The sequence below is a fragment of the Lysobacter enzymogenes genome, assembly GCF_900106525.1.
GTDB classification, from domain to species: Bacteria; Pseudomonadota; Gammaproteobacteria; order Xanthomonadales; family Xanthomonadaceae; genus Lysobacter; species Lysobacter enzymogenes.
The window spans coordinates 800,249-820,389 of sequence record NZ_FNOG01000002.1 but is presented as its reverse complement, the minus strand read 5'-3'; the positions used below and the strand labels follow the sequence as shown (position 1 = coordinate 820,389).

At 68.8% G+C, this 20,141-nt stretch carries 14 protein-coding genes; 13 read left to right on the top strand and 1 reads right to left on the bottom strand.

Annotated elements, in window-relative coordinates:
* Positions 1 to 22 precede the first annotated feature (22 nt).
* From BLU84_RS07675 to BLU84_RS07630, 10 genes are all read left to right on the top strand, one after another.
* Positions 23 to 745 carry an ABC transporter ATP-binding protein gene (locus BLU84_RS07675; RefSeq protein ID WP_074864578.1) on the top strand — a complete coding sequence of 241 codons (723 nt, stop codon included), beginning with the start codon at positions 23 to 25 and terminating at the stop codon, positions 743 to 745.
* A complete protein-coding gene (locus tag BLU84_RS07670; protein WP_074864576.1) occupies positions 745 to 3,174 on the top strand; it encodes an ABC transporter permease in 2,430 nt (809 codons plus the stop codon). The genes BLU84_RS07675 and BLU84_RS07670 overlap by 1 nt, the downstream gene beginning before the upstream one ends.
* Positions 3,175 to 3,468: 294 nt before the next feature.
* Positions 3,469 to 4,194 (top strand): thioesterase II family protein, encoded by a 726-nt coding sequence (locus BLU84_RS07665; protein WP_074864573.1) that lies wholly within the window; start codon positions 3,469 to 3,471, stop codon positions 4,192 to 4,194.
* Positions 4,191 to 5,015, top strand: a complete 825-nt coding sequence (locus BLU84_RS07660) for an SDR family oxidoreductase (RefSeq protein ID WP_074864570.1) — start codon at positions 4,191 to 4,193, stop codon at positions 5,013 to 5,015. Before BLU84_RS07665 ends, BLU84_RS07660 begins: the two co-directional genes overlap by 4 nt.
* Positions 5,016 to 5,063: 48 nt before the next feature.
* Positions 5,064 to 8,045 (top strand): non-ribosomal peptide synthetase, encoded by a 2,982-nt coding sequence (locus BLU84_RS07655; protein WP_083382398.1) that lies wholly within the window; start codon positions 5,064 to 5,066, stop codon positions 8,043 to 8,045.
* Positions 8,046 to 8,156: 111 nt separating this feature from the next.
* Positions 8,157 to 9,398 (top strand): LLM class flavin-dependent oxidoreductase, encoded by a 1,242-nt coding sequence (locus BLU84_RS07650; RefSeq protein WP_074864566.1) that lies wholly within the window; start codon positions 8,157 to 8,159, stop codon positions 9,396 to 9,398.
* 116 nt (positions 9,399 to 9,514) lie between these two features.
* On the top strand, positions 9,515 to 11,974 hold the full coding sequence (locus BLU84_RS07645) for a penicillin acylase family protein (RefSeq protein WP_074864564.1): 2,460 nt from the start codon (positions 9,515 to 9,517) through the stop codon (positions 11,972 to 11,974).
* Positions 11,971 to 13,746 (top strand): cyclic peptide export ABC transporter, encoded by a 1,776-nt coding sequence (locus tag BLU84_RS07640; protein WP_074864562.1) that lies wholly within the window; start codon positions 11,971 to 11,973, stop codon positions 13,744 to 13,746. The genes BLU84_RS07645 and BLU84_RS07640 overlap by 4 nt, the downstream gene beginning before the upstream one ends.
* On the top strand, positions 13,743 to 15,098 hold the full coding sequence (locus BLU84_RS07635; protein ID WP_074864561.1) for a hypothetical protein: 1,356 nt from the start codon (positions 13,743 to 13,745) through the stop codon (positions 15,096 to 15,098). Before BLU84_RS07640 ends, BLU84_RS07635 begins: the two co-directional genes overlap by 4 nt.
* A 54-nt stretch (positions 15,099 to 15,152) precedes the next feature.
* Entirely contained in the window at positions 15,153 to 15,941 is a 789-nt protein-coding gene (locus BLU84_RS07630; RefSeq protein WP_083382397.1) for a hypothetical protein, read from the top strand.
* A 103-nt stretch (positions 15,942 to 16,044) separates the two neighbouring features.
* Here BLU84_RS07630 and BLU84_RS07625 read toward each other — a convergent pair whose 3' ends face one another.
* The gene (locus BLU84_RS07625; protein WP_074864555.1) at positions 16,045 to 16,818 is read right to left on the bottom strand and encodes a thioesterase II family protein; all 774 of its coding nucleotides are present in this window, start codon (positions 16,816 to 16,818) and stop codon (positions 16,045 to 16,047) included.
* A gap of 310 nt (positions 16,819 to 17,128) precedes the next feature.
* Here BLU84_RS07625 and BLU84_RS07620 point away from each other — a divergent pair, with 310 nt between their 5' ends.
* From BLU84_RS07620 to BLU84_RS07610, 3 genes are all read left to right on the top strand, one after another.
* Positions 17,129 to 18,283 (top strand): alkene reductase, encoded by a 1,155-nt coding sequence (locus tag BLU84_RS07620; RefSeq protein ID WP_074864553.1) that lies wholly within the window; start codon positions 17,129 to 17,131, stop codon positions 18,281 to 18,283.
* Positions 18,284 to 18,450: 167 nt separating this feature from the next.
* A complete protein-coding gene (locus tag BLU84_RS07615; protein ID WP_074864550.1) occupies positions 18,451 to 19,098 on the top strand; it encodes a DUF4166 domain-containing protein in 648 nt (215 codons plus the stop codon).
* Positions 19,095 to 20,030, top strand: a complete 936-nt coding sequence (locus tag BLU84_RS07610; protein ID WP_074864549.1) for a nucleoside hydrolase — start codon at positions 19,095 to 19,097, stop codon at positions 20,028 to 20,030. Before BLU84_RS07615 ends, BLU84_RS07610 begins: the two co-directional genes overlap by 4 nt.
* Positions 20,031 to 20,141 lie beyond the last annotated feature (111 nt).

The window sequence follows — 20,141 nt, the reverse complement described above, 5'->3', positions numbered from 1 at the left end:
GAACATTCTTACGGAGCGAGTCGTGAGCAATCCCAAGATCAAGGTGGAGAATCTCAGCAAGGTGTTTTCGACCGACGAGGTCGACACCTACGCGCTGGCGGACGTGAGCCTGAGCATTCTCGAGGGCGATTACGTCTCGATCTCCGGGCCGTCGGGCTGCGGCAAGTCGACCCTGCTGTCGATCCTGGGCCTGCTGGACACGCCCAGCGCCGGCCAGTACTGGCTCGACGGCATCGATGTCAGCCAGATCGGGCTGAGCCAAAGCGCGGAAATCCGCTGCGAGAAGATCGGCTTCGTGTTCCAGCAGTTCAACCTCATCGACGAGCTGTCGGTGGCCGACAACATCGCTCTGCCGCTGCGCTACAGCCGCAAGAAGCATTCGCGCGAGGAAACCGCGGCGCGCGTGGCCGATTGCCTGGGCAAGGTCGGCATGCAGAACCGCTCCGGGCACAAGCCCAACCAGTTGTCCGGCGGCCAGCAGCAGCGCATCGCCATCGCCCGCGCGCTGGTCGCGCAGCCGGCGGTGCTGCTGGTGGACGAGCCGACCGGCAACCTCGATTCCAAGAACGGCGACGCGATCATGGACCTGCTCGGCCAGCTCAACGCCGGCGGCACCACCATCTGCATGGTCACCCACGACCCGCGCTACGCCAATTTCGCCCACAAGCAGATCAACCTGCTCGACGGCAAGATCCAGCCGGGCGACGCCTACCACGGCGCCGGCCGTCAGGGCGAGGCCGCCTGATGCTGCGCTACGAGCTCTCCGACGCCTGGGTCGGCTTGCGCAAGCGGCCGCTGTTCGTGCTGAGCATCGTGCTGACCCTGGCGGTGACGCTGGGCATCTTGCTGTGCATGGTCAACCTCAACCAGGTGTTGCTGCTCAAGTCGCTGCCGTACCCGGACCAGGACCGTCTGACGGTCGCGGTCGGCACCGTGTACGAGAACAACGAGGTCAAGTTCGCCGACAACATGGCGTATCCGATCGCCGAGCAACTGGAAAAGCACGCCGACGTCGCCGCGCTGGCGCTGTTGAACTACAACGAGGAAATCGTCACCAACATCGACGCCCGGCCCAAGCTGCGGGTGACCAACGCGACGCCCAAGTACTTCCCGATGCTCGGCGCCACCTTCGCCAAGGGCGGGCCGTTCGCCGCCGGCAACGGCGTGGGCTCGAAGGATCCGGTCGCGGTGCTGAGCTACGAGGCGTGGCAGAAGTACTTCGGCGGCCGCGACAACATCCTGGAGGACAAGGTCGTCATCAACGACGTGGCCTACCGCATCGTCGGCGTCGCCGCGCGCGACTTCATCGAGCCCGAACTGTTCCAGGCCGGCCTCAAGACCCAGATCTGGCTGCCGTGGGAATTCAATTCCTGGCCCGAGGACGTGCGCAAGAGCTGGTCGGGCTTCACCGACCAGGTCAAGGTGTTGGCCTTGCTCAATCCCGGCCAGCGGCCGGTCGATGCCGAGCAGTCGCTCAACGGCCTGATCGGCGACCGCTTCCGCCAGGAGACGCGCGGTTCGACCTTCCTCAACAACGCCGATTACCGGATCAAGGTCGAAGGCCTGAAGTCGTATCTGGTCGAGGACGGCAAGGTCTCGGCGCTGCTGTTCCTCAGCAGCAGCATCGCGCTGGCGGTGATCGCCTGCATCAACGTGTTCAACCTGCTGCTCTCGCGCGCGGCCGAGCAACTGCGCCAGCTGGCGATCAAGGCCACGCTGGGCGCCAACAAGGGCCACATTTTCCGCCAGGTGTTCGCCGAGCATCTGCTGCTGATCGGCAGCTCGATGGCGCTGGCGCTGGCGCTGGCCGCGGTGGTCACCCACTTCATGAAGGAGAACATCGCCGGGCAGTTGCCGCGCATCGCCGAACTGGGCATTTCGCTGGTGACCATCGCGGTGGCGGTGGCGCTGATGGCGGCGCTGGCGCTGGCGTTCTCCGGCCTGGTCTCGCACGTGCTGGACTACCGCCGCCTCGCCGGCCAGCTCAAGGCCAGCGGCAAGGGCTCGGGCCTGCAGGTGTCGTCCTCGATCCGCAACTTCCTGGTGATCAGCCAGATCGCCCTGGCGGCGTTCCTGCTGGTCGCCATCGCCAGCGTGCTGAAGCTGTCCTACGCCACGGTGACCCGCGACCCGGGCTTCCGCGTCGACGATCTGGTGTTCGCCAATCTCAGCATCGGCTCGATGAATCCCAACCGCGACGAGCGGCTGCGCTACATCGACGACATCACCGAAAAGCTCAAGCAGCTGCCGCAGGTCAAGCAGGTCAGCAGCGCGCTGTTCGTGCCGATGATGAGCAACCGCTGGACCAGCTCGCTGAAGCTCGACGCGGCCGGCAGCCAGACCGTGTCGGTGGCGACCAACCTCATCGACGACACCTACCTGGGCGTGATGGGCGAGGAGATCATGCGCGGCAACAACTTCAGCCGCGAGGACGTGAACTATTCGGCCAAGAAGGTGCTGGTCAACGAGGAGCTGGCGAAGAAGATCTCGCCCGACGGCGACGTGATCGGCAAGCAGGTCTATTGGCAGAGCGACGGCCAGCAAGAGTTCAAGCCGCACCAGATCATCGGCGTAGTCCGCGATGTGGCGATCCCGCGCACGCCGCCGACCCCGCGCATGTATGCGACCCGCTTCAGCGGCCTGCGCTTCATCGTCGAACTCACCCCGGGCAGCACCTTGTCGCGGCAGGAATTCCTCGGCGTGCTCAGCAGCGTCCACAAGCAGTTCAACCTGTACGAGTACGAGCGCGTTCGCGACATCTACGACAGCCTGGTGCTCAAGGACCTGTTCATCGTCTGGGTGGCGATCGGGCTGGGCGTGCTGACCGTGCTGCTGGCGAGCATCGGCATCTACGGCGTGCTCAATTACGGGATCCTGCTGCGCCGTTACGAGCTCGGGGTGCGCATGTCGATCGGCGCGGGGCCGGCGCGCATCGCCGGGATGATCTATCAGGAGAACCTGATCCTGTTCGCCTACGGCGCGCTGGCCAGCCTGGTGATCCTGATCGTGTCCGACCGCTTGCTGGCCAAATACGCCGGCTACGAACTGCCGCTGTCGTTGAGCGCGGGCGTGGCCGGTTATGCGGTGATCGTGGTGTCGGTGGCCACGGCGTGTTTCCTGACCTTGCGCGCCATCGTGACCCGATGGCCGATTTTCGCCTTGCGCACGGACTGAACGCGCGGGCGGCGCGAAAGCAACACACGGGCGCCGGCCGACCGCTGCGGCGTCGATACGGCTCGCGCGCAGCGCGCGGGCCGGCGGTGCGCAACGACGCAGTCGGCGGGCGCGGCGGATCGCGCGGCGTGCGGCATCCAGGCGACGGATCGCTCTGCGACCCGGCGCCCGGGCGGCAACATCGGTGGCCTGGAGAGGCGGTGGGCGCGGCGACGCGGCCGTCGTCGATTCCCCGGCCGGGTTCTGTTTCGCTCCCGCATCCGTGGGATGGCGGGCGACATCAAAGGTGAGCTTATGGAAAAGATCCAGTTGATCTGCCTGCCCTTCGCCGGCGCCGGCGCGTCGTTCTTCAAGGAATGGAAGGATGTGGAGCCGACGTTGGAGATCCGCGCGCTGCAGCTCCCCGGCCGGGAAAAGCGCTTCCTGGAAACGCCGCACGTCGACGTGCACAAGGCCGCCGACGAGCTGATCCAGCAACTGCGCGACGACGATGCCCTGGATGCGCCGAGCGTGGTGTTCGGCCATAGCCTCGGCGCGGTGCTGGCGTTCGAGCTGGCGCGCCGGCTGGAAGACGCGGGGCGCGGCGCCTTGCTGGGCCTGGTGGCCAGCGGTTCGCCCGATCCGTGGACCCAACGCAGCGACCGCGCCACCGGCGTCGACGACGACGATGCGTTCCTGGCCAAGGTCTCGCAGTTCTCCGGCTACAACCATGAAGCGCTCGACGACCCGATGATGCGCGAACTGCTGCTGCCGACGCTGCGCGCCGACGTGCGCATGCACGAGGACTACACGCCGCGCAGCGCGGTAGCGCTGGGGGTGCCGGTGATGACCGTGCGCGGCGACGCCGACCTGCTGGTTTCGCGCGCCCAGGTCGCGGCCTGGGACAAGGCCTCCAGCGGCGCGGTGAGCCACGAAGAACTGGCCGGCGGCCACATGTACTTCATCGGCCAGCCCGCGCCGCTGCTGGCGCGGATCGCCGCGTTCGCGCGCGCCGCCGCCTCCGTGGAAACGGCGCGATGAGACTGCAGGGCAAAGTCGCCGTGGTCACCGGCGCCGGCCGCGGCCTAGGCCGCGAATGCGCGCGCGCCTTCGCCCGCGAGGGCGCCGACCTGGTGCTGATCGACGTGGGCGGCGACATCGACGGCGTTCCGTATCCGCTCGCCAACGCCAGCCAGCTGGCATGCTCGGAAGCGCTGTGCCGCGAGGAAGGCGCCTCGGTGTTGGCCGAGTTCGCCGACGTGCGGCGCATGGACCAGATCGGCCGCGTCGTCGACAAGGCGCTGGCGCGCTACGGCCGCATCGACATCTTGTTGAACAACGCCGGCATCGCCGCACCCTCGGGCAAGGTCGTGCACGAGATTTCCGAGGACGAGTGGAACCTGATGGTCGATGTCGACCTCAACGGCGCGTGGCGGATGATCAAGGCGGTCGGCAAGATCATGACCTCGCAGCGCGCCGGCAGCATCGTCAACATCGCCTCCACCGCTGGCACAGTGGGCTATCGAAATTTCTCCGGCTACGTCGCCGCCAAGCACGGCGTGGTCGGGCTGACCAAGGCCGCTGCGCTGGATTACGGGCCGGTCAAGGTGCGGGTCAACGCCATCTGCCCCGGTTCGGTGCGCGACGCCGAACACGTCGAGGGCCGCATGCTCTCGGAGATCGCGCGCTCGCTCGAGGTCGACGTGGCCGAGCACGAGAGCGTGTTCGTGCAGGCGCAGCCGATGAACGAACTGATCGAGCCGGCCGACATCGCCGATGCGGCGGTGTGGCTCGGATCCGATGCGGCGCGACGGGTGACCGGCAGTGTGGTGACGGTGGACGCGGGATTCACCGCGCGTTGAGCCGCGCGGATCGATCGGAAGCGAACGGACGGACTCTGGGAGCGTTTCATGTCACTTAGGCAACAACTGGCGGCCGCCGACGCGGTCGCCGGCCGCACCGACAGCCTGTTCGCACGCGCGCTCGGCGACGACGCCGGCGCGCGCATCCACGCGCTCAGCGCGCGGCTGGACGCGCCGTTGGACGAAGCCTTGCTGCAAACGCGCTTCACCGCCGCCGTCGCCGCATTGCGCGCGCAGCGGCCGGAGCTGACGACCGCGCCGATGCATCTGTTCGTCGAGCGCGTGCCGCATCGCGCCGACAGCGCCCAGGCACAGGCCTTGTGCGAGCGCGAGCTGCTGCGCAGCCCCGCGCCGGCGATGGAGCTGTCGTTGCGCGTTGTGCAGTTCGTGTTCGAAGACGGCGCGGCGCGGATCGTGCTGAGCGCCGCGCGCGCGTTCGCCGGCAAGGCCTTGTTGCTGCGGTTGTTGGCGCATCTGGTCGAAGGCGGCGGGTTCGAAGTCGCACCGGCGCAGGCCGCGGGTGAGGCTGGCGGCGCGCAACGCGACTGGAGCGATTGCCCGCCGCTGGCGGCGTGGGCCGCGCCGGGGCGCGGCGACGGCGCGGCCGCGTTGGGCCCGGTCGCGGTACGGGCCGGATTGGAGCAGGTGATGCCGGCGCTCGCACGGGTGCTGCACGCCTTCACCCAACAAACCGCGGCGTGCCTGCCGGTGTTGATCGACGCTGCGCCCGCCGCAGCGAGCGGCGGCGGCTGGGCGCTGCGCGATTTGAACGCGGATCGCGCGCACCCTGCGCGGATCGACGCCGATGCCGGCGCCGGCGAAACCTGGCTCGACGACGCGCGATTGAGCGCGTTCGCCACGGCCTGGGGCGGCGAAGCCGGATTCGCGCTCGGGCTGGTCGTCGCCGACGCCGCGCCGCTCGCGCTGGCCGGCGTCAGCGAGCTGCGCTATCGCGCGTTCCAGCGCCCGCCGTTGCCGATCACGCTGTTGGTAGAGCGTAGCGACGACGACAAGCTGGCGATTTCGCTTCACCACGAACTCACCGCACTCAGCACCACCGACGCGCACTGGCTGCTGAGCTGCGTCGCCAATGTCATGCGCGGCCTCGCCGCGGCGCCGGAACAAACGCCCGAGCGCATCGCCCTGCTCGACGAGGCCGACCAGCGCGCAGTGCTGGCGCTGGGCCGCGGCGGCGGCGAGCGGCTCGCCTCGCCGCTGCGCATCGACCAGCGCATCGCCGGACTGGCCGCGCTGCAGCCCGACGCGGCCGCGGTCAGCGACGCCGACGGCGCGCTGAGCTATGCCGAACTGGAGCGCGAAGCCGCGCATCTGGCGGCCGGACTGGCCGCGCGCGGCGTCGGCTGCGGCGATCACGTCGGCCTGTGCCTGCCGCGTTCGCGCCATCTGGTGACCGCGGCGCTGGCGGTGCTCAAAGCCGGCGCGGTGTACGTGCCGATCGATCCCGACTACCCGGCCGAGCGCATCGCCTACCTGTGCGAAGACGCCGCGCTGACCCTGGCGATCTGCGACGACGGCCGCGAGTTCGACGCGCCCGGCGCGACGGTGCTGGCGATGTCGCAGTGGCGGGCGACGCCGGCCGCCGCGGATTGGCGGCCGAATCCGGACTGCGCCATCGACGACCCGGCGTACATGATCTACACCTCCGGTTCGACCGGCCGGCCCAAGGGCGTGCGGGTCTCGCACCGCAGCGTGCAGGCCCTGCTCGGCGCGGTCGAGCGCGACTTCGCCTTGACCGGCGCGGACGTGTGGAGCTTCTTCCATTCCTTCGCCTTCGACTTCTCGGTGTGGGAAATCTGGGGCGCGCTGATCACCGGCGCGCGCGTGCACGTGGTCGCGCACGCGACCTCGCGCGACCCCCAGGCCTTCATCGCCGAGGCCAACGCCCAGGGCGTGAGCGTGCTCAGCCAGACCCCGTCGGCGTTCGGCCAGTTGATGGCCGCCGACCGCGAAACGCCGCTGGGCGCGCAACTGCGCCTGGTCGTGTTCGGCGGCGAGGCGCTGGACGCGCGCGCGCTGCTGCCGTGGTTCGACCGCCACCCCGAAAGCCAGTGCCGGCTGATCAACATGTTCGGCATCACCGAGACCACGGTCCACGTCACCGCCAAGGACATCCGCCGCATCCATGCGCTGCAGGGCTCGCGCTCGGTCGGCCGGCCGATCGACGGCTGGCGCGCCTACGTGCTCGACCCGCAGGGCAGCGTGCTGCCGCCGGGCATCGACGGCGAAATCTACGTCGCCGGCAGCGGCGTGGCGCTGAACTATCACCAGCGGCCCGAGCTCAATCAGCAGCGTTTCCTGCCCGACCTGCTCGGCGAGGGCCGCATGTACCGCAGCGGCGACCGCGGCCGGCTGCTGCCCGACGGCGAGCTGCTGCACCTGGGGCGGCTGGACAACCAGATCAAGCTGCGCGGTTTCCGCATCGAGCTCGACGAAATCCGCAACGTGCTGCTGCGCTGCCGCGGCGTGGAAGCGGCAGCGGCGTTGTTCAGCCAGCGCGACAAGCTCGACGCGGCCACCGCGCGCATCGACGCCTACGTGATCCTCGCCGACGGCAGTTTGAAAGACGTGTGGCAGCAGGCGATGCAGTTGCTGCCCGAGTACATGCTGCCGACCTCGATCGCGCGGGTCTCGGCGATGCCGCTGACCGCCAACGGCAAGCTCGACGCCAAGGCGATCGGCGAGCGGATCCTGGAAAAATCCGGCTCGCCGGAGCGCATCGCGACGATCGCGGTGGCCGCCGGCGCGGCGGTGGAAAGCGCAGTCGCCGACAGCGCGCCCGCGGCCGACGCCGGCGACGAGGTCGAGCGCCATCTGATCGAAATCTGGTCGGAGCTGTTCGACCAGCCGGTCGGCCGCAGCGACAACTTCTTCGACCTCGGCGGCAATTCGCTGTTCGCGATCCGCCTGTCGTCGAAGGCGCGCGAGCGCGGGCTGCCGGGATTGAGCCTGCGCGACCTGTACGTGCACCAGACCATTTCCGGGCTGTCGTCCTACCTCAGCCGGAATTGAACGCGGCGGGCGGGCGACCGCGCGCGGATCGGAACGTCCTGGGCTGGGACGCCGATCGGGAAACCCCAGCCGGGCGGTACGGACAGAACCAAGGGAAAGGGAGATCGGGTCATGGCTGTCGACAAGATTCTTGAGCGTTGCGCCGAAGAGAACATCGCGCTGACGATCGAAAACGGCGAGCTGAGCGTGAAGGTGCTGGCGCCGCCGAAGGACAAGTCCCTGCTGCTGGACGTGAAGCGGCTGCGCAGCGAGATCGAACGCGCGCTGCTGGACGCTCAGCGCAACGCCGCGCAGGGCGACGGCGAAGGCCGCACCACGATGAGCCTGTTCTATTTCTCCAGCGACGAAGGCGTGGCCGACCGCAACAAATACCGGTTGCTGCTGGAAGGCGCGCAGTTCGCCGACCGCAACGGTTTCGAAGCGGTGTGGACGCCGGAGCGCCATTTCGCCCAGTTCGGCGGCCTGTACCCGAATCCTTCGCTGATGGCCTCGGCGCTGGCGACGATCACCCGCAACGTCGCCCTGCGCGCCGGCAGCGTGGTGCTGCCGCTCAACGACCCGCTGCGCGTGGCCGAGGAGTGGGCGGTGGTGGACAACCTGTCCGACGGCCGCGTCGGCATGGCCTTCGCCTCGGGCTGGCAGCCCAACGATTTCGTACTGGCGCCGGACAACTACGCCACCCGCCATCAGTTCATGTACGACGGCATCGAGCAGATCCGCGGGCTGTGGCGCGGGCAGCCGGTGACGCGGCGCAACGGCGTGGGCGAACAAATCCAGGTCAACTGCCTGCCGCGGCCGATCCAGCGCGAGCTGCCGGTGTGGATCACTGCGGCGACCAGCCCGCAGACCTTCGAATCGGCCGGCAAGATCGGCGCCAACGTGCTCTCGCATCTCACCGGGCAGACGCCCGAGGCGCTGGCGGAGAAGATCAAGCTGTACCGCCAGACCCGCGCCGCCGCCGGCTACACCACGCCCGGCCGGGTGACGGTGATGATCCACACCTTCATCTCCGCCGACCAGGACACGGTGATGAAGGTGGCCAAGGAGCCGTTCAAGCGCTACCTCTCGCAGTCCATCGGCCTGCTCAGCAACCTCGCCGCGCAGGTCGGCATCGACGCCGAGCGGATCAGCCCGGCCGATATGGAAACCCTGCTCGAGCACGCTTTCCATCGCTATCACCGCACCAGCGCGCTGCTCGGCACGCCGGAATCCACGCTGGAATTCGCCGCCCGCTTGCGCGCCATCGGCGTCGACGAAATCGCCTGCCTGGTGGATTTCGGCATCGACACCGACACCGTGCTCGACAACCTGCCGTATTTGAACGAACTCAAGAACGCGGTGGCGGTGCTGTAAGCCCGCCCCGTGCACTACGCGACGTATCGCCCGGCGCCCCGGATGGATCGGGTCGCAGGCATGGACAGGACGGCCGCGACGCTACGCCCGAAGGCGTCGCGCGCCAGGAGCGCCAGATGATCGGTTTCAGGAAACACCCGCTGCTGCTGCGGTTCGCGCTGTGGATCTGCCTGCCGCTGGCGGTGGCCGGGTGGTTCGGCTATTCGCAGCTGCGCGCCAGCCTGCCGCAGACCGGCGGCGACGTCGCCGTGCGCGGGCTCAAGGCCAAGGTCAGCATCGCCCGCGACGACAACGGCGTGCCCTACGTTCGCGCAGCCAGCGACATGGACGCTTACTTCGCCCTCGGCTACCTGCATGCGCAGGACCGGCTGTGGCAGTTGGAAGTCGCGCGCCGGCTGGCCCAGGGGCGCCTGAGTGAAGTGCTCGGACGCAAGGCGCTGCCCGAAGACGTGTGGATGCGCACGCTCGACCTCTACGGTTCGGCGCGCAGCGCCTGGCCGGCGTTGAGCGAGCCGGCGCGCGCGTCGCTGCAGGCCTACGCAGACGGCATCAACGCCTACCTCGGCGAGAAGCGCACGCTGCCGCCGGAGTTCCTGCTGCTCGGGGTCGAGCCGCAGCCGTGGCATCCGATCGATTCGCTGGCGTGGTTCAAGGTCTTCAGCCTCAACCAGTCCGACAGCATGCGCACCGAGGCCAATCGCTACGTCGCGCGCAAGTATTTGCCGGCCTCGCAGTGGGCGCTGCTGGAACGCGACTATCCCGCCGACGCGCCGGTGACGGTGGACGCGCTGCCGGCGATGCAGGACATCGCCCAGATGGGTATGCGGCTGGAGGACGAACTCGGACTCGGCGGCAAGTACGTCGGCAGCAACGCCTGGGCCGTGTCCGGCAAGCACACCGCCGACGGCAGCCCGCTGCTGGCCAACGATCCGCACATGGGTTTGCAGATGCCGTCGCTGTGGTACGTCGCCGACCTGTCCGCGCCGGGCTTCCACGCCTCCGGCATGTCGGTGGTCGGGCTGCCGAACATCGTGTTCGGTCGCAACGGCCGCATCGCCTGGGGCGGCACCAACATGATGGCCGACACCCAGGATCTGTACGTGCTCGACACCGATCCCGAGCGGCCGAACCACTACAAGGCAGATGGCCAGTGGCAGGCGCTGGACGTGCGCCAGGAAGAGATCCAGGTCAAGAACGATTTCCCCGCGGCGCTGCGCAAGGCGCTGGACCCGGTGCGCATCCAGGTGCGCCGCTCCACGCTCGGGCCGGTCATCAGCGATGCGCTGCGCTCGGTCGATCAACCGGTGGCGTTGCGCTGGCCGGGGCTGGACCCGGGCGACACGTCCTACGAAGGCATTTTCCGCCTGGCCTATGCCGGCAACTGGCAGGAATTCAACGCCGCGCTCGCGGTCATCGTCGCGCCGGCGATCAACGTGGTCTACGCCGACGCCGACAACAACATCGGCTACGCCGGCGCGGGCCGGATTCCGCGCCGCGGCGCCGGCGACGGCACCTTGCCGGTTCCCGCCGCCGATCCGCGCTACGCCTGGCAGGGCTACGTGCCCTTCGCCGAAATGCCGCGGGTGTTGAACCCGGCCAGCGGATTCGTGGTCAGCGCGAACAACAAGGTCGCCGGCGAAAACTACCCGCACTTCATCTCGCGCGACTGGGCGCCGCCGGCGCGGGCCGAGCGGATCACCGCGATGATCCAGGGCGCGATCCGCGGCCCGGGCAAGATCCGCGTGGAAGACGTCGAGAAGATGCAGGGCGACGTCAAGGACCTGGAAGCCGGCGAGCTCAAGGACTATCTGCTGGGCCTGCTGCCGGCCTCGGCCGCCGCCAGCGCGCCGGTGCGTCAGCTCAAGGCCTGGGACGGTTCGATGGCGCGCGACCAGGCGGCAGCAGCGGTGTTCAGCCTGTGGCTCAAGAACCTCAAGCAGCGCATGTTGCTGGACCGGTTCAAGGACGCCGGCGACAACGTCGTCCAGCTCGAGGTGTTGCGCGGCTACGTCGCCGGCGTCACCCCGCTGCAGATCAAGCGGATGCTGATGAGCGGCGAGCGCGAGTGGTGCGGCGGCGATGCCGGCGCGCAGCGCTGCGCCGAGCTGGCCGATGCTTCGTTGCACGACGCGTTGAAGGAGCTGGACAAGTGGCAGGGCGATGAGAGCCGCTGGCAGTGGGGCGAACTGCACCAGGCCACGTTCCAGCACCTGCCTTTCAGCGACGTCAACCTGCTCGACCGGGTGTTCGGCCGGCGCATTCCCAGCCCAGGTTCGGAGAACTCGGTGGACGTGGCGGCGAGCCGCTACAAGCCGATGAAGGGTTTCGAACAGACCTTCGGCGCGGTGTTCCGCCAGGTGATGTCGCTGGCACCGGGCGAGGGGCGCCATCGCTACATGAACTCGACCGGCCAGTCCGGCAATCCGCTCAGCCGCCACTTCGACGACATGCTCGAGCCGTTCAACCGGGTCGAGTTCTTCGCCCTGCGCGCGCCCGCCGCGACGCCCGCCGGCGCGGCCGGCGGCGACGTGTTGACCCTGACTCCGTCCGCGCCAGTGCAGGGAGCCCGCCAGTGAAACTGTTCGATCTGTTCATCCAGCGCGCGCCCAACCGCATCTTTCTGTCGATCGTGCTCGGCGCGCTGTCGGGCATCTGTTACTCGCTGCTGATCCCGCTGGTCCAGGCCGGCATCAACGGCTCGGGCGGCGCGGCCAGCGGCGGCGACAGCGCGGTGTTCCTGGGCTTCGAGGTCTATCAGTACAAGCTGGCGCTGGTGTTCTTCGCGATCTGCGCGTTCGTGCTGGTGACGCGTTCGATCTCGCAGGTCAGCCTGATGCGGGTGGCGATGGACGTCACCACCGAGCTGCGCAAGACCTTGTACCAGCAGATCGCGCGCGCGCCGATCGCCGACCTGGAGCGGATCGGCTCGTCCAAGCTGATCGCCACCATCACCACCGACGTCGGCCGCATCGTGTTCGGCGCGCGCGCGCTGCCGGACCTGCTGATCAGCGCGGTGACCATCGTCGGCATGCTCGGCTTCATGGCCTACCTGAACTTCTCGGTGTTTGTGTTCGTGCTCCAGGCCATCGCTTTCGGCGTGGTCACCTACCAGATCCCGGTGTTCATCGCCAACCGCTACTTCCAGCGCTCGCGCCAGCGCATCGACTCGCTGCAGGAGGCGATCCAGGGCCTGATCGCCGGCGCCAAGGAGCTCAAGCTCGACGCCGACAAGCGCGAACGTTACTTCCAGGACGTGCTGATGGAGAACGAGTACGCGGTGCTGGAGGCCGACAAGGCCGGCAACACCGTGATACGCCTGGCCGCCAACTACGGCGACATGATCAGCTTCTTCGTGATCGGCGTGATCGCCTATGTGTTCATCAACTACCACGCCATCACCCCGTCGGAGCTGACCGGGGTGGTGATGGCCATGCTCTACATCACCACGCCCATCGCTCTGGTCATCAACACCGTGCCGTCGGTGGTCATGGCCAAGATCTCGCTCAACAAGGTCAACAGCATCATGCGCAGCATTCCCGCCGAGTCGTATCCGGCGGCGAAAAGCGCCGACGTCCCGGCCTGGGACGAACTGCGCGTGCGCGGCCTGCGTTACCAGCATCGCGGCTCGAAGGACGAGGCCGGCTTCCAGATCGGCCCGATCGACCTGGACATCCGCCGCGGCGAGGTGACCTTCATCGTCGGCGGCAACGGTTCGGGCAAGTCGACCTTGAGCAAGCTGCTGACCCTGCATTACTCGGCCAGCGAAGGCGAAATCCTGTTCGGCGAGCAGCGCCTGGACGCGGACAACTTCGCCGCTTACCGCCAGCGGATCTGCGCGATCTATTCCGACTACTACTTGTTCGACCGCCTGCTGTGCGAGCGCAAGCCCGAGGAGGAGGCGCGGATCAAGGAGTACATGGCCCTGCTCAAGCTCGAGGACAAGCTGGCGATCGAGCAGCGCCGGTTCTCGACCACGGCGCTGTCGGACGGCCAGCGCAAGCGTCTGGCGCTGCTGGCGGCGCTGCTGGAAGACAAGGATCTGTACCTGTTCGACGAATGGGCGGCCGACCAGGACCCCTCGTTCAAGGAAGTGTTCTACCGCCGCATCGTCCACGAGCTCAAGGCGCGCGGCAAGGCGGTGATCGTGATCAGCCACGACGACCGCTTCTTCGACGAGGCCGACCGCTTGATCTACATGGAGCAGGGCCGGGTGCGCGAAACCATCGACCGCCCGCGTCTCGCCCTCGCCGCCGAAAGCGTCGCGCTTGCGGCCGCCGTCATTCCCCAATCCCTCGGGCGTCCTGCGGCCGCGCAGGAGGCCTTCGCCATCGCGGATCAAGAGCCATGACCGACGTCATCGAGAAGAACGGCAACGATATCTCGCTGCTCAACGGCGAGTTCCATCACTACGTCCAGGCCAAGGGCTTGCTGGAGCGCATCCCGTTCCGCGACATGGCCACGACGGATTTCATGCGCAACTACGAATACCCGATCAACTCCTGGCCGTTCTTCGTCTCGCCCGAGCTGGTGGCGAGCATGCAGGAGATGAACGCCAACATCCTGCGCATGACCTACAAGGCGGTGCGCGCGGTGTTTTCCGAGGACCCGATGAAGATGGCCGCGGCCATGAACATGGACCCGGTGCGCTGCTCGTTCTTCTTCAACGGCGTGGAATTCACCGACATCTGCTTCCGCACCGACGCGATCCTCACCGACGACGGGCTCAAGCTGGTCGAGGTCAACGTCGGCACCGCCATCGGCGGCTGGCAGATCCAGTGGATGGACGAAGCCTTCCGCCAGTTCGACGGCTACCGCGAGTTCTTCGACCGCAACGCGGTGACCTGCCGCAACACGCCGGTGACGTTCTTCAAGTTCCTGATCGAATCGGCGGCCAAGGTCGCGCGCGGCGCCCGGGTCCACATCCTGGTCAAGGTGCGCGCGGGCTTCGATGCCGGCGTGTACGGCAGCTTCCTGCAGCAGTACATCGCCGCGGCGGTGCGCGAGTCGGCGATCGACTGCGATATCGGCTTCTACGCCTCGTTCGACGAACTGGAGGTGACCCACGAAGGCACCTTCCATCGCGGCCGCCGCGTGCACCTGGCGACCTTCGGCGACCTGAGCAAGGAATCGGGCCCGCCGCTGGAGCTGCTGCGCAGCATCTTCGCCGGCAAGATCGCCTGCCCGGACTTTCCCACCTACGAACTGCTGTCGGACAAGCGCCACATGGCGCTGCTGCACCACGCCGCCCAGCACGGGCTGCTGTCCGAGCACGAAGCCGCGCTGGTGCGGCGCTACGTGCCCAAGACCTTCATCCTCGGCGGGCCGCTGTTCTCGCAGGCGGTGCGCGACGAACTGCTCGAGAACAAGGACGCCTACGTGGTCAAGCAGTGCAACGGCATGCAGGGCATGGACGTGCACGTCGGCCGCTTCGTGTCCGACCACGACTGGCGCGAGATCATCGCCAACCTGCGCCAGCCCGAGCTGTGGATCGCCCAGGCCTATTGCGAATCGAAGAAGTTCTACGGCCACTCGGGCCAGTCGCGCGACGTGTTCAACTTCGTCTGGGGCGTGTTCCAGTTCGGCGAACGCTTCGGCGGCTCGTGGATCCGGATGATGCCGGAGAAGGGCAAGGAGTACGACGGCGTGATCAACTCCGCGCGCGGCGCGGAAGAACGCATCGTGTTCGAAGCCGCGCGCTGAGGCGGCGCGGTTCCATCATCGGCGACAAGGCAATCGGTAGAGGAGTGCATCTGGATGGCAATCAAACTCGCGGCCCCGGGCCGGCTCCCGCGCGCGGTCTGCGCGCTCGCACTGGCGCTGGGCGCGTGCGCGCCGGCCTGGGCCGAACGCACCGACATCGACGTGCGGGTGCTGGCGCGCGGCGCCAAGTTCATCGGCGGCTACACCGCGTCGGCATCGGTGACGCTGACCGACGCCGACACCGGCGAAGTGCTGGCGCGCGGCCTGACCCAGGGCACCACCGGCGACACCGAGCGCATCCTCAAGGGCGGCGTCAATGGCGACGGGCGGCTCGCCAGCGGCGATTCGGCGGTGTTCAAGGCCTCGCTGGATCTCAAGTCCGCGCGCCGCGTCACCGCCACCGTCACCGGCCCGCTGAGCCAGCCGCAGGCCGCGACCACGGTCGTCAGCACGCAGTGGGTGCTGCCCGGTCGCCACGTCACCGCCGGCGACGGCTGGCTGCTGGAACTGCCGGGGCTGATCGTCGACCTGGTGCAACCTGCCGCGTATCAGTGGTCGGACAAGAATTCGAGCGTGCCGCTGCAGGCCGCGGTGACGATGATGTGCGGCTGCGGGCTGTCGGAAAACGGCCCGTGGAAGGTCGGCGACACCGAAGTGGAGGCCAGCGTGTCGATCAACGGCAAGCCGCAGCCGGTGCAGAAGCTGGCGTTCGATGCGGCCAGCGGAAAATTCGCCACCCAGATCAAGACCCAGGGGCCGGGCATCTACGAAGTGGAAGTGCGCGCCTGGGCCGGGCCGACCAACAACGCGGGCGTGGCGCGCACCGCGTTCTTCGTGCACTGACGCGTATCGGGACGGCGCGCGGATGACGCTGCCCGGTTCGGTTCGCGGATCGCCGCCGACGCGCGCACGGCGCCGGCGGCGGGTCGCTGCGCGCGCTCGCGCGTCAGGCGACCACGCGTTCGAAGCGCACGGCCTGCGCGACCCGCGCGACCGCCGCGTTGACCTTCTCCAGCACCAGCGCGCGGTTGTGCTCGACGAAGAAATGGCCGCCGGGAATCCAGTGGATGTCGCAGCCGTTCTCGCTCAATTCGCGCCAGCCTTCCACCGCCTCGCGGGTGACTTCCCAGTCCTCGGTGCCGGCCAGCACCACCAGCGGGCAGGGCAGCGGCGCGGGCGCGGCGCGGTACACGTCGGCGATCTTGAAGTCGGCGCGCAGCAACGGGATCAGGAACTGGATCAGCTCGCGGTTGTTCAACACCTCTTCCGGGGTGCCGTTGAGCTCGCGCAGCTTGTCGACGAAGGCCGCTTCCGGCAGGTCGTGGACGGACTCGCGCACGGACGGGAAATGCGGCGCTCGGCTGCCCGAGCCGATCAACAGCCGCGGCTGCGGCAGGCCGAAGCCCGGGCATTGGCGGGTGAATTCGAACGCCACCCGGCTGCCGAGGCTGTGGCCGAACAGGACGTAGGGCTTGTCGGACACTTCATGGAAGACCGCGGCGAGATCGGCGACCAGCGCGTTCATCTCCGCATGCGGCCGCTCGCCGATGCGCGAGGCGCGTCCCGGCGGCTGCACCGCGATCAGTTCGACGTCGGCCGGCAACTGCGCGGCCCAGGGCACGTAGGTCGCGGCGGAACCGCCGGCATACGGCAGGCAGATCAGGCGCAGCGCCGCGGACGGTCGCGGCTGCGGACGGACGAACCATTTGTTTGCGCTCAAGAAGCCTCCCAACGATCGGTGATGGCGCGCTGCGGCCGCATCGGCGGCGGGTCGCGCCGGCGGGCGGATGCGGGGGCGCGACGGCGCTCGCAGCGTTCGGCTCGATCCGACGCAGGTGTCGCCACGCGCGCGCATGCGCGCGGTTCGCGAATAGTAAACCGCCGGCGTCGCGCCGGCAGCGAGCGCACGCACAATTGCGCTGCGCCCGGCCCGCGGGCGTGCGCGAACCGGCGCCGGATCGGCTCGCCGTGGCGGGTTTTCGCCCTGTTTTTCGAATTGTTTTTTAGACCTGTCCGCTCCACCAGTCTGGATGACGCCCGTGCGCGCTGAATCGGATTCCGTATTGTTCTCGCCCCATCGGCTGGGCGCGCTGGACCTGCCCAACCGCATCGTCATGGCGCCGATGAGCCGCGCGCGCGCCGGCGCGGGCGACACCGCCACCGCGCTGATGGCGCAGTACTACCGCCAGCGCGCTTCGGCCGGGTTGATCGTCGGCGAAAGCTCGCAGATCAGCCGGCAAGGGCAGGGCTACGCCTGGGCGCCGGGCCTGCACAGCGCGGCCCAGATCGCCGCCTGGCGCGGCGTGACCGATGCGGTGCACGCCGCGGGCGGACGCATGTTCGCCCAGCTCTGGCATGCCGGCCGCATGTCGCACGCCTCGTTGCAGCCCGGCGGCGCCGCGCCGGTGGCGCCGTCGGCGCTGCAGGCGGCTTCGGCCAAGGTGTACATCGATCCGCACGGACGCGGAGCGCCCAGCCGCGACGGCGAACTGGTCGCCGCCTCGATCCCGCGCGCGCTGAGCGCGCAAGACATCGCCGACATCGTCGCCGACTACGCGCGCGCCGCACGCAACGCCATCGACGCCGGTTTCGATGGCGTCGAACTGCACGGCGCGCACGGCTATCTGATCCAGCAATTTCTCGACCCGGCCAGCAACCTGCGCGACGACGGTTACGGGGGATCGCTCGACGCGCGCCTGCGCTTCGTCTTCGAGGCGGCGCAGGCGGTGGCCGCAGCGGTCGGCGCGCACCGCGTCGGTTTGCGCTTCGCGCCGTGGCGCGCGGACGCCGACGCGGCGGCCGAATCCGACGCGCTGGCGTTGGCCGCGCGCATGGACGCGCTGGATCTGGCGTATCTGCATGTGTGCGAAGACGACACCGGCCAACGCCCGCCGTTGTCGGACGCGTTCCGTCGCGATCTGCGCGCGCGTTTTCGCGGCAGCTTGATTTATGTCGGCGGCTACACCGCGCAACGTGCCGAAGCGGCGTTGCAGGCGGGCTGGGCCGACCTGATCGGTTTCGGCCGGCCGTTCATCGCCAACCCCGATCTGCCGCATCGGCTGCGTCGTGGCCTGGCGCTGGCGGACGGCGACCGCGCGACTTATTTCGGCGGCGCCCAGCAGGGCTACACCGATTACCCGACGGCGAGCGATCCGGAAACGGTGGCCGAGGCGGAAACCGCCTGAGCCGCCGCGCGGCCGCGGGCGCTCGGCGGCGACGCAGCCGCCGGTCACGCGCCCGCGCCGGCGGCCTTGCCGGATCGGCCGGTTCGCCGCGCCCGCCGCGCCGGCAGGCCCCACAAGCGCGTTTTTTTTGGCATATAGTGTCCCGCCCGCTGGAGATACAGCCCCGGATGCCGGGACTTCCCCACAACGCGGCGACCCACTGGTTCGGCCCGGCGTTCGAGCGTCTGCACCCCTTGCTGCAGGCGCTGCACCGCGACGGCGGCGCCCTGGCCGGCGAGATCGACCTGCGCACCGGCACCGGCCCCGCCGGCGTCCTCGGCCGCCGCCTCGCGCGCCGCCTGGGCATTCCCACCGACCGCGCGCGCCGCGGATTCCGCGTCGACATCGTCCACGAACCCGAACGCATGCTGTGGCTGCGCCGCTTCGACGACGGCAGCGAACTGCGTTCGGTGTTCCAGCCCGTCGGCCGGTTTCCCGACGGCCATTGGCTCGAAGCCACCGGCCCGGTGCGCATGCGCCTGAGCGTGGATCTGGGCGACGGCGGCTGGCGCTGGCGCCTGCTCGGCCTGAGCGCGCGCGGCCTGCCGCTGCCGCGTTTTCTTTTCCCGCGTACCGATGCCTACAAGCGCATCGAGCGCATCGACGGCGAAGAGCGCTATCGCTTCGCCGTGTCGTTTTCCTGGTTTCCCTTCGGCGAACTGCTGCGCTATGAGGGCGCACTGCACGCTGTCCCGGCCGTTACGGCCTCCACGGCCGCTCCGGCCGGCGCGGCGAATGTCGCTGCGCATTGTTCCGCACAACGAGTGACTTCATGACCGATCGCATTCCCTTGCTCATCGACACCGATCCCGGCGTGGACGACGCCCTGGCGTTGTTGATGGCGTTCAACGACCCGCGCCACGAAATCGTCGGCCTGACCATCGCCGCCGGCAACGTCGGCCTCAAGCACACCGTGTCCAACGCGCTCAAGCTGTGCGAAGTGGCCGGCCAGGACATCCCGGTGTTCGCCGGCGCCGACGCGCCGCTGCTGCATCCCTCGCCCGACGCCGGCTACGTGCACGGCCAGGACGGTTTCGGCGATGTCGGCTACGAAGCCGCCAAGCGCCAGGTCGAGGCCGAACACGCCGCGCTGGCGATCATCCGCCTCTCGCACGAGCACGCCGGCAAGCTGCTGCTGGTCGCGCTGGGCCCGCTGACCAACGTCGCGCTCGCGCTCAAGCTCGACCCGACACTGCCGCAGCGCATCGCGCGTTTGGTGGTGATGGGCGGCGCGGTGACCTGTCAGGGCAACATCACTCCGGCCGCCGAGTTCAACATCTATTTCGATCCGGAAGCCGCGCACATCGTGTTCGAAGCGTTCGAGCGCCTCGACCTGGCCGATTGGGAAGCGGTGATCGCGCACGGCCTGCACCACGATCGCGTGGTCGGCTGGCTCGCCGCCGGTTCCGAGCGCGGCCGTTTCTACGAGCGCATTTCCGAGAAGACCCGCTTGTGGTCGATCGACCGCCGCGGCGACGAATGGCATGCCGCCGATGCGCTGGCGATGGCGTTCGCGCTCGAGCCCGACGGCGCGCTGGACGTGCAGGAACGGCCGGTGTCGATCGAACTGGAAGGCACCCACAGCCGCGGCGCCACCATCGTCGACTGGCGCCGGCAGGAAGGGCGGGCAGACAAGGCGGCGATTTTGATGAAGTACGACCAGGCCCGGTTCGAGCGCTTGATCGCGGCGGCGCTGGCCGCGGGTTGAGTCGGAGCGGTTCGCTCGGGGCCCGGATCGGGCCTCGGGTTGGGCGGCGGGGCGCGTCCATCGGCTCGACCGGGCTCGGTCAGGGCCTGATTTGGTCCGATCGGGGCGGGG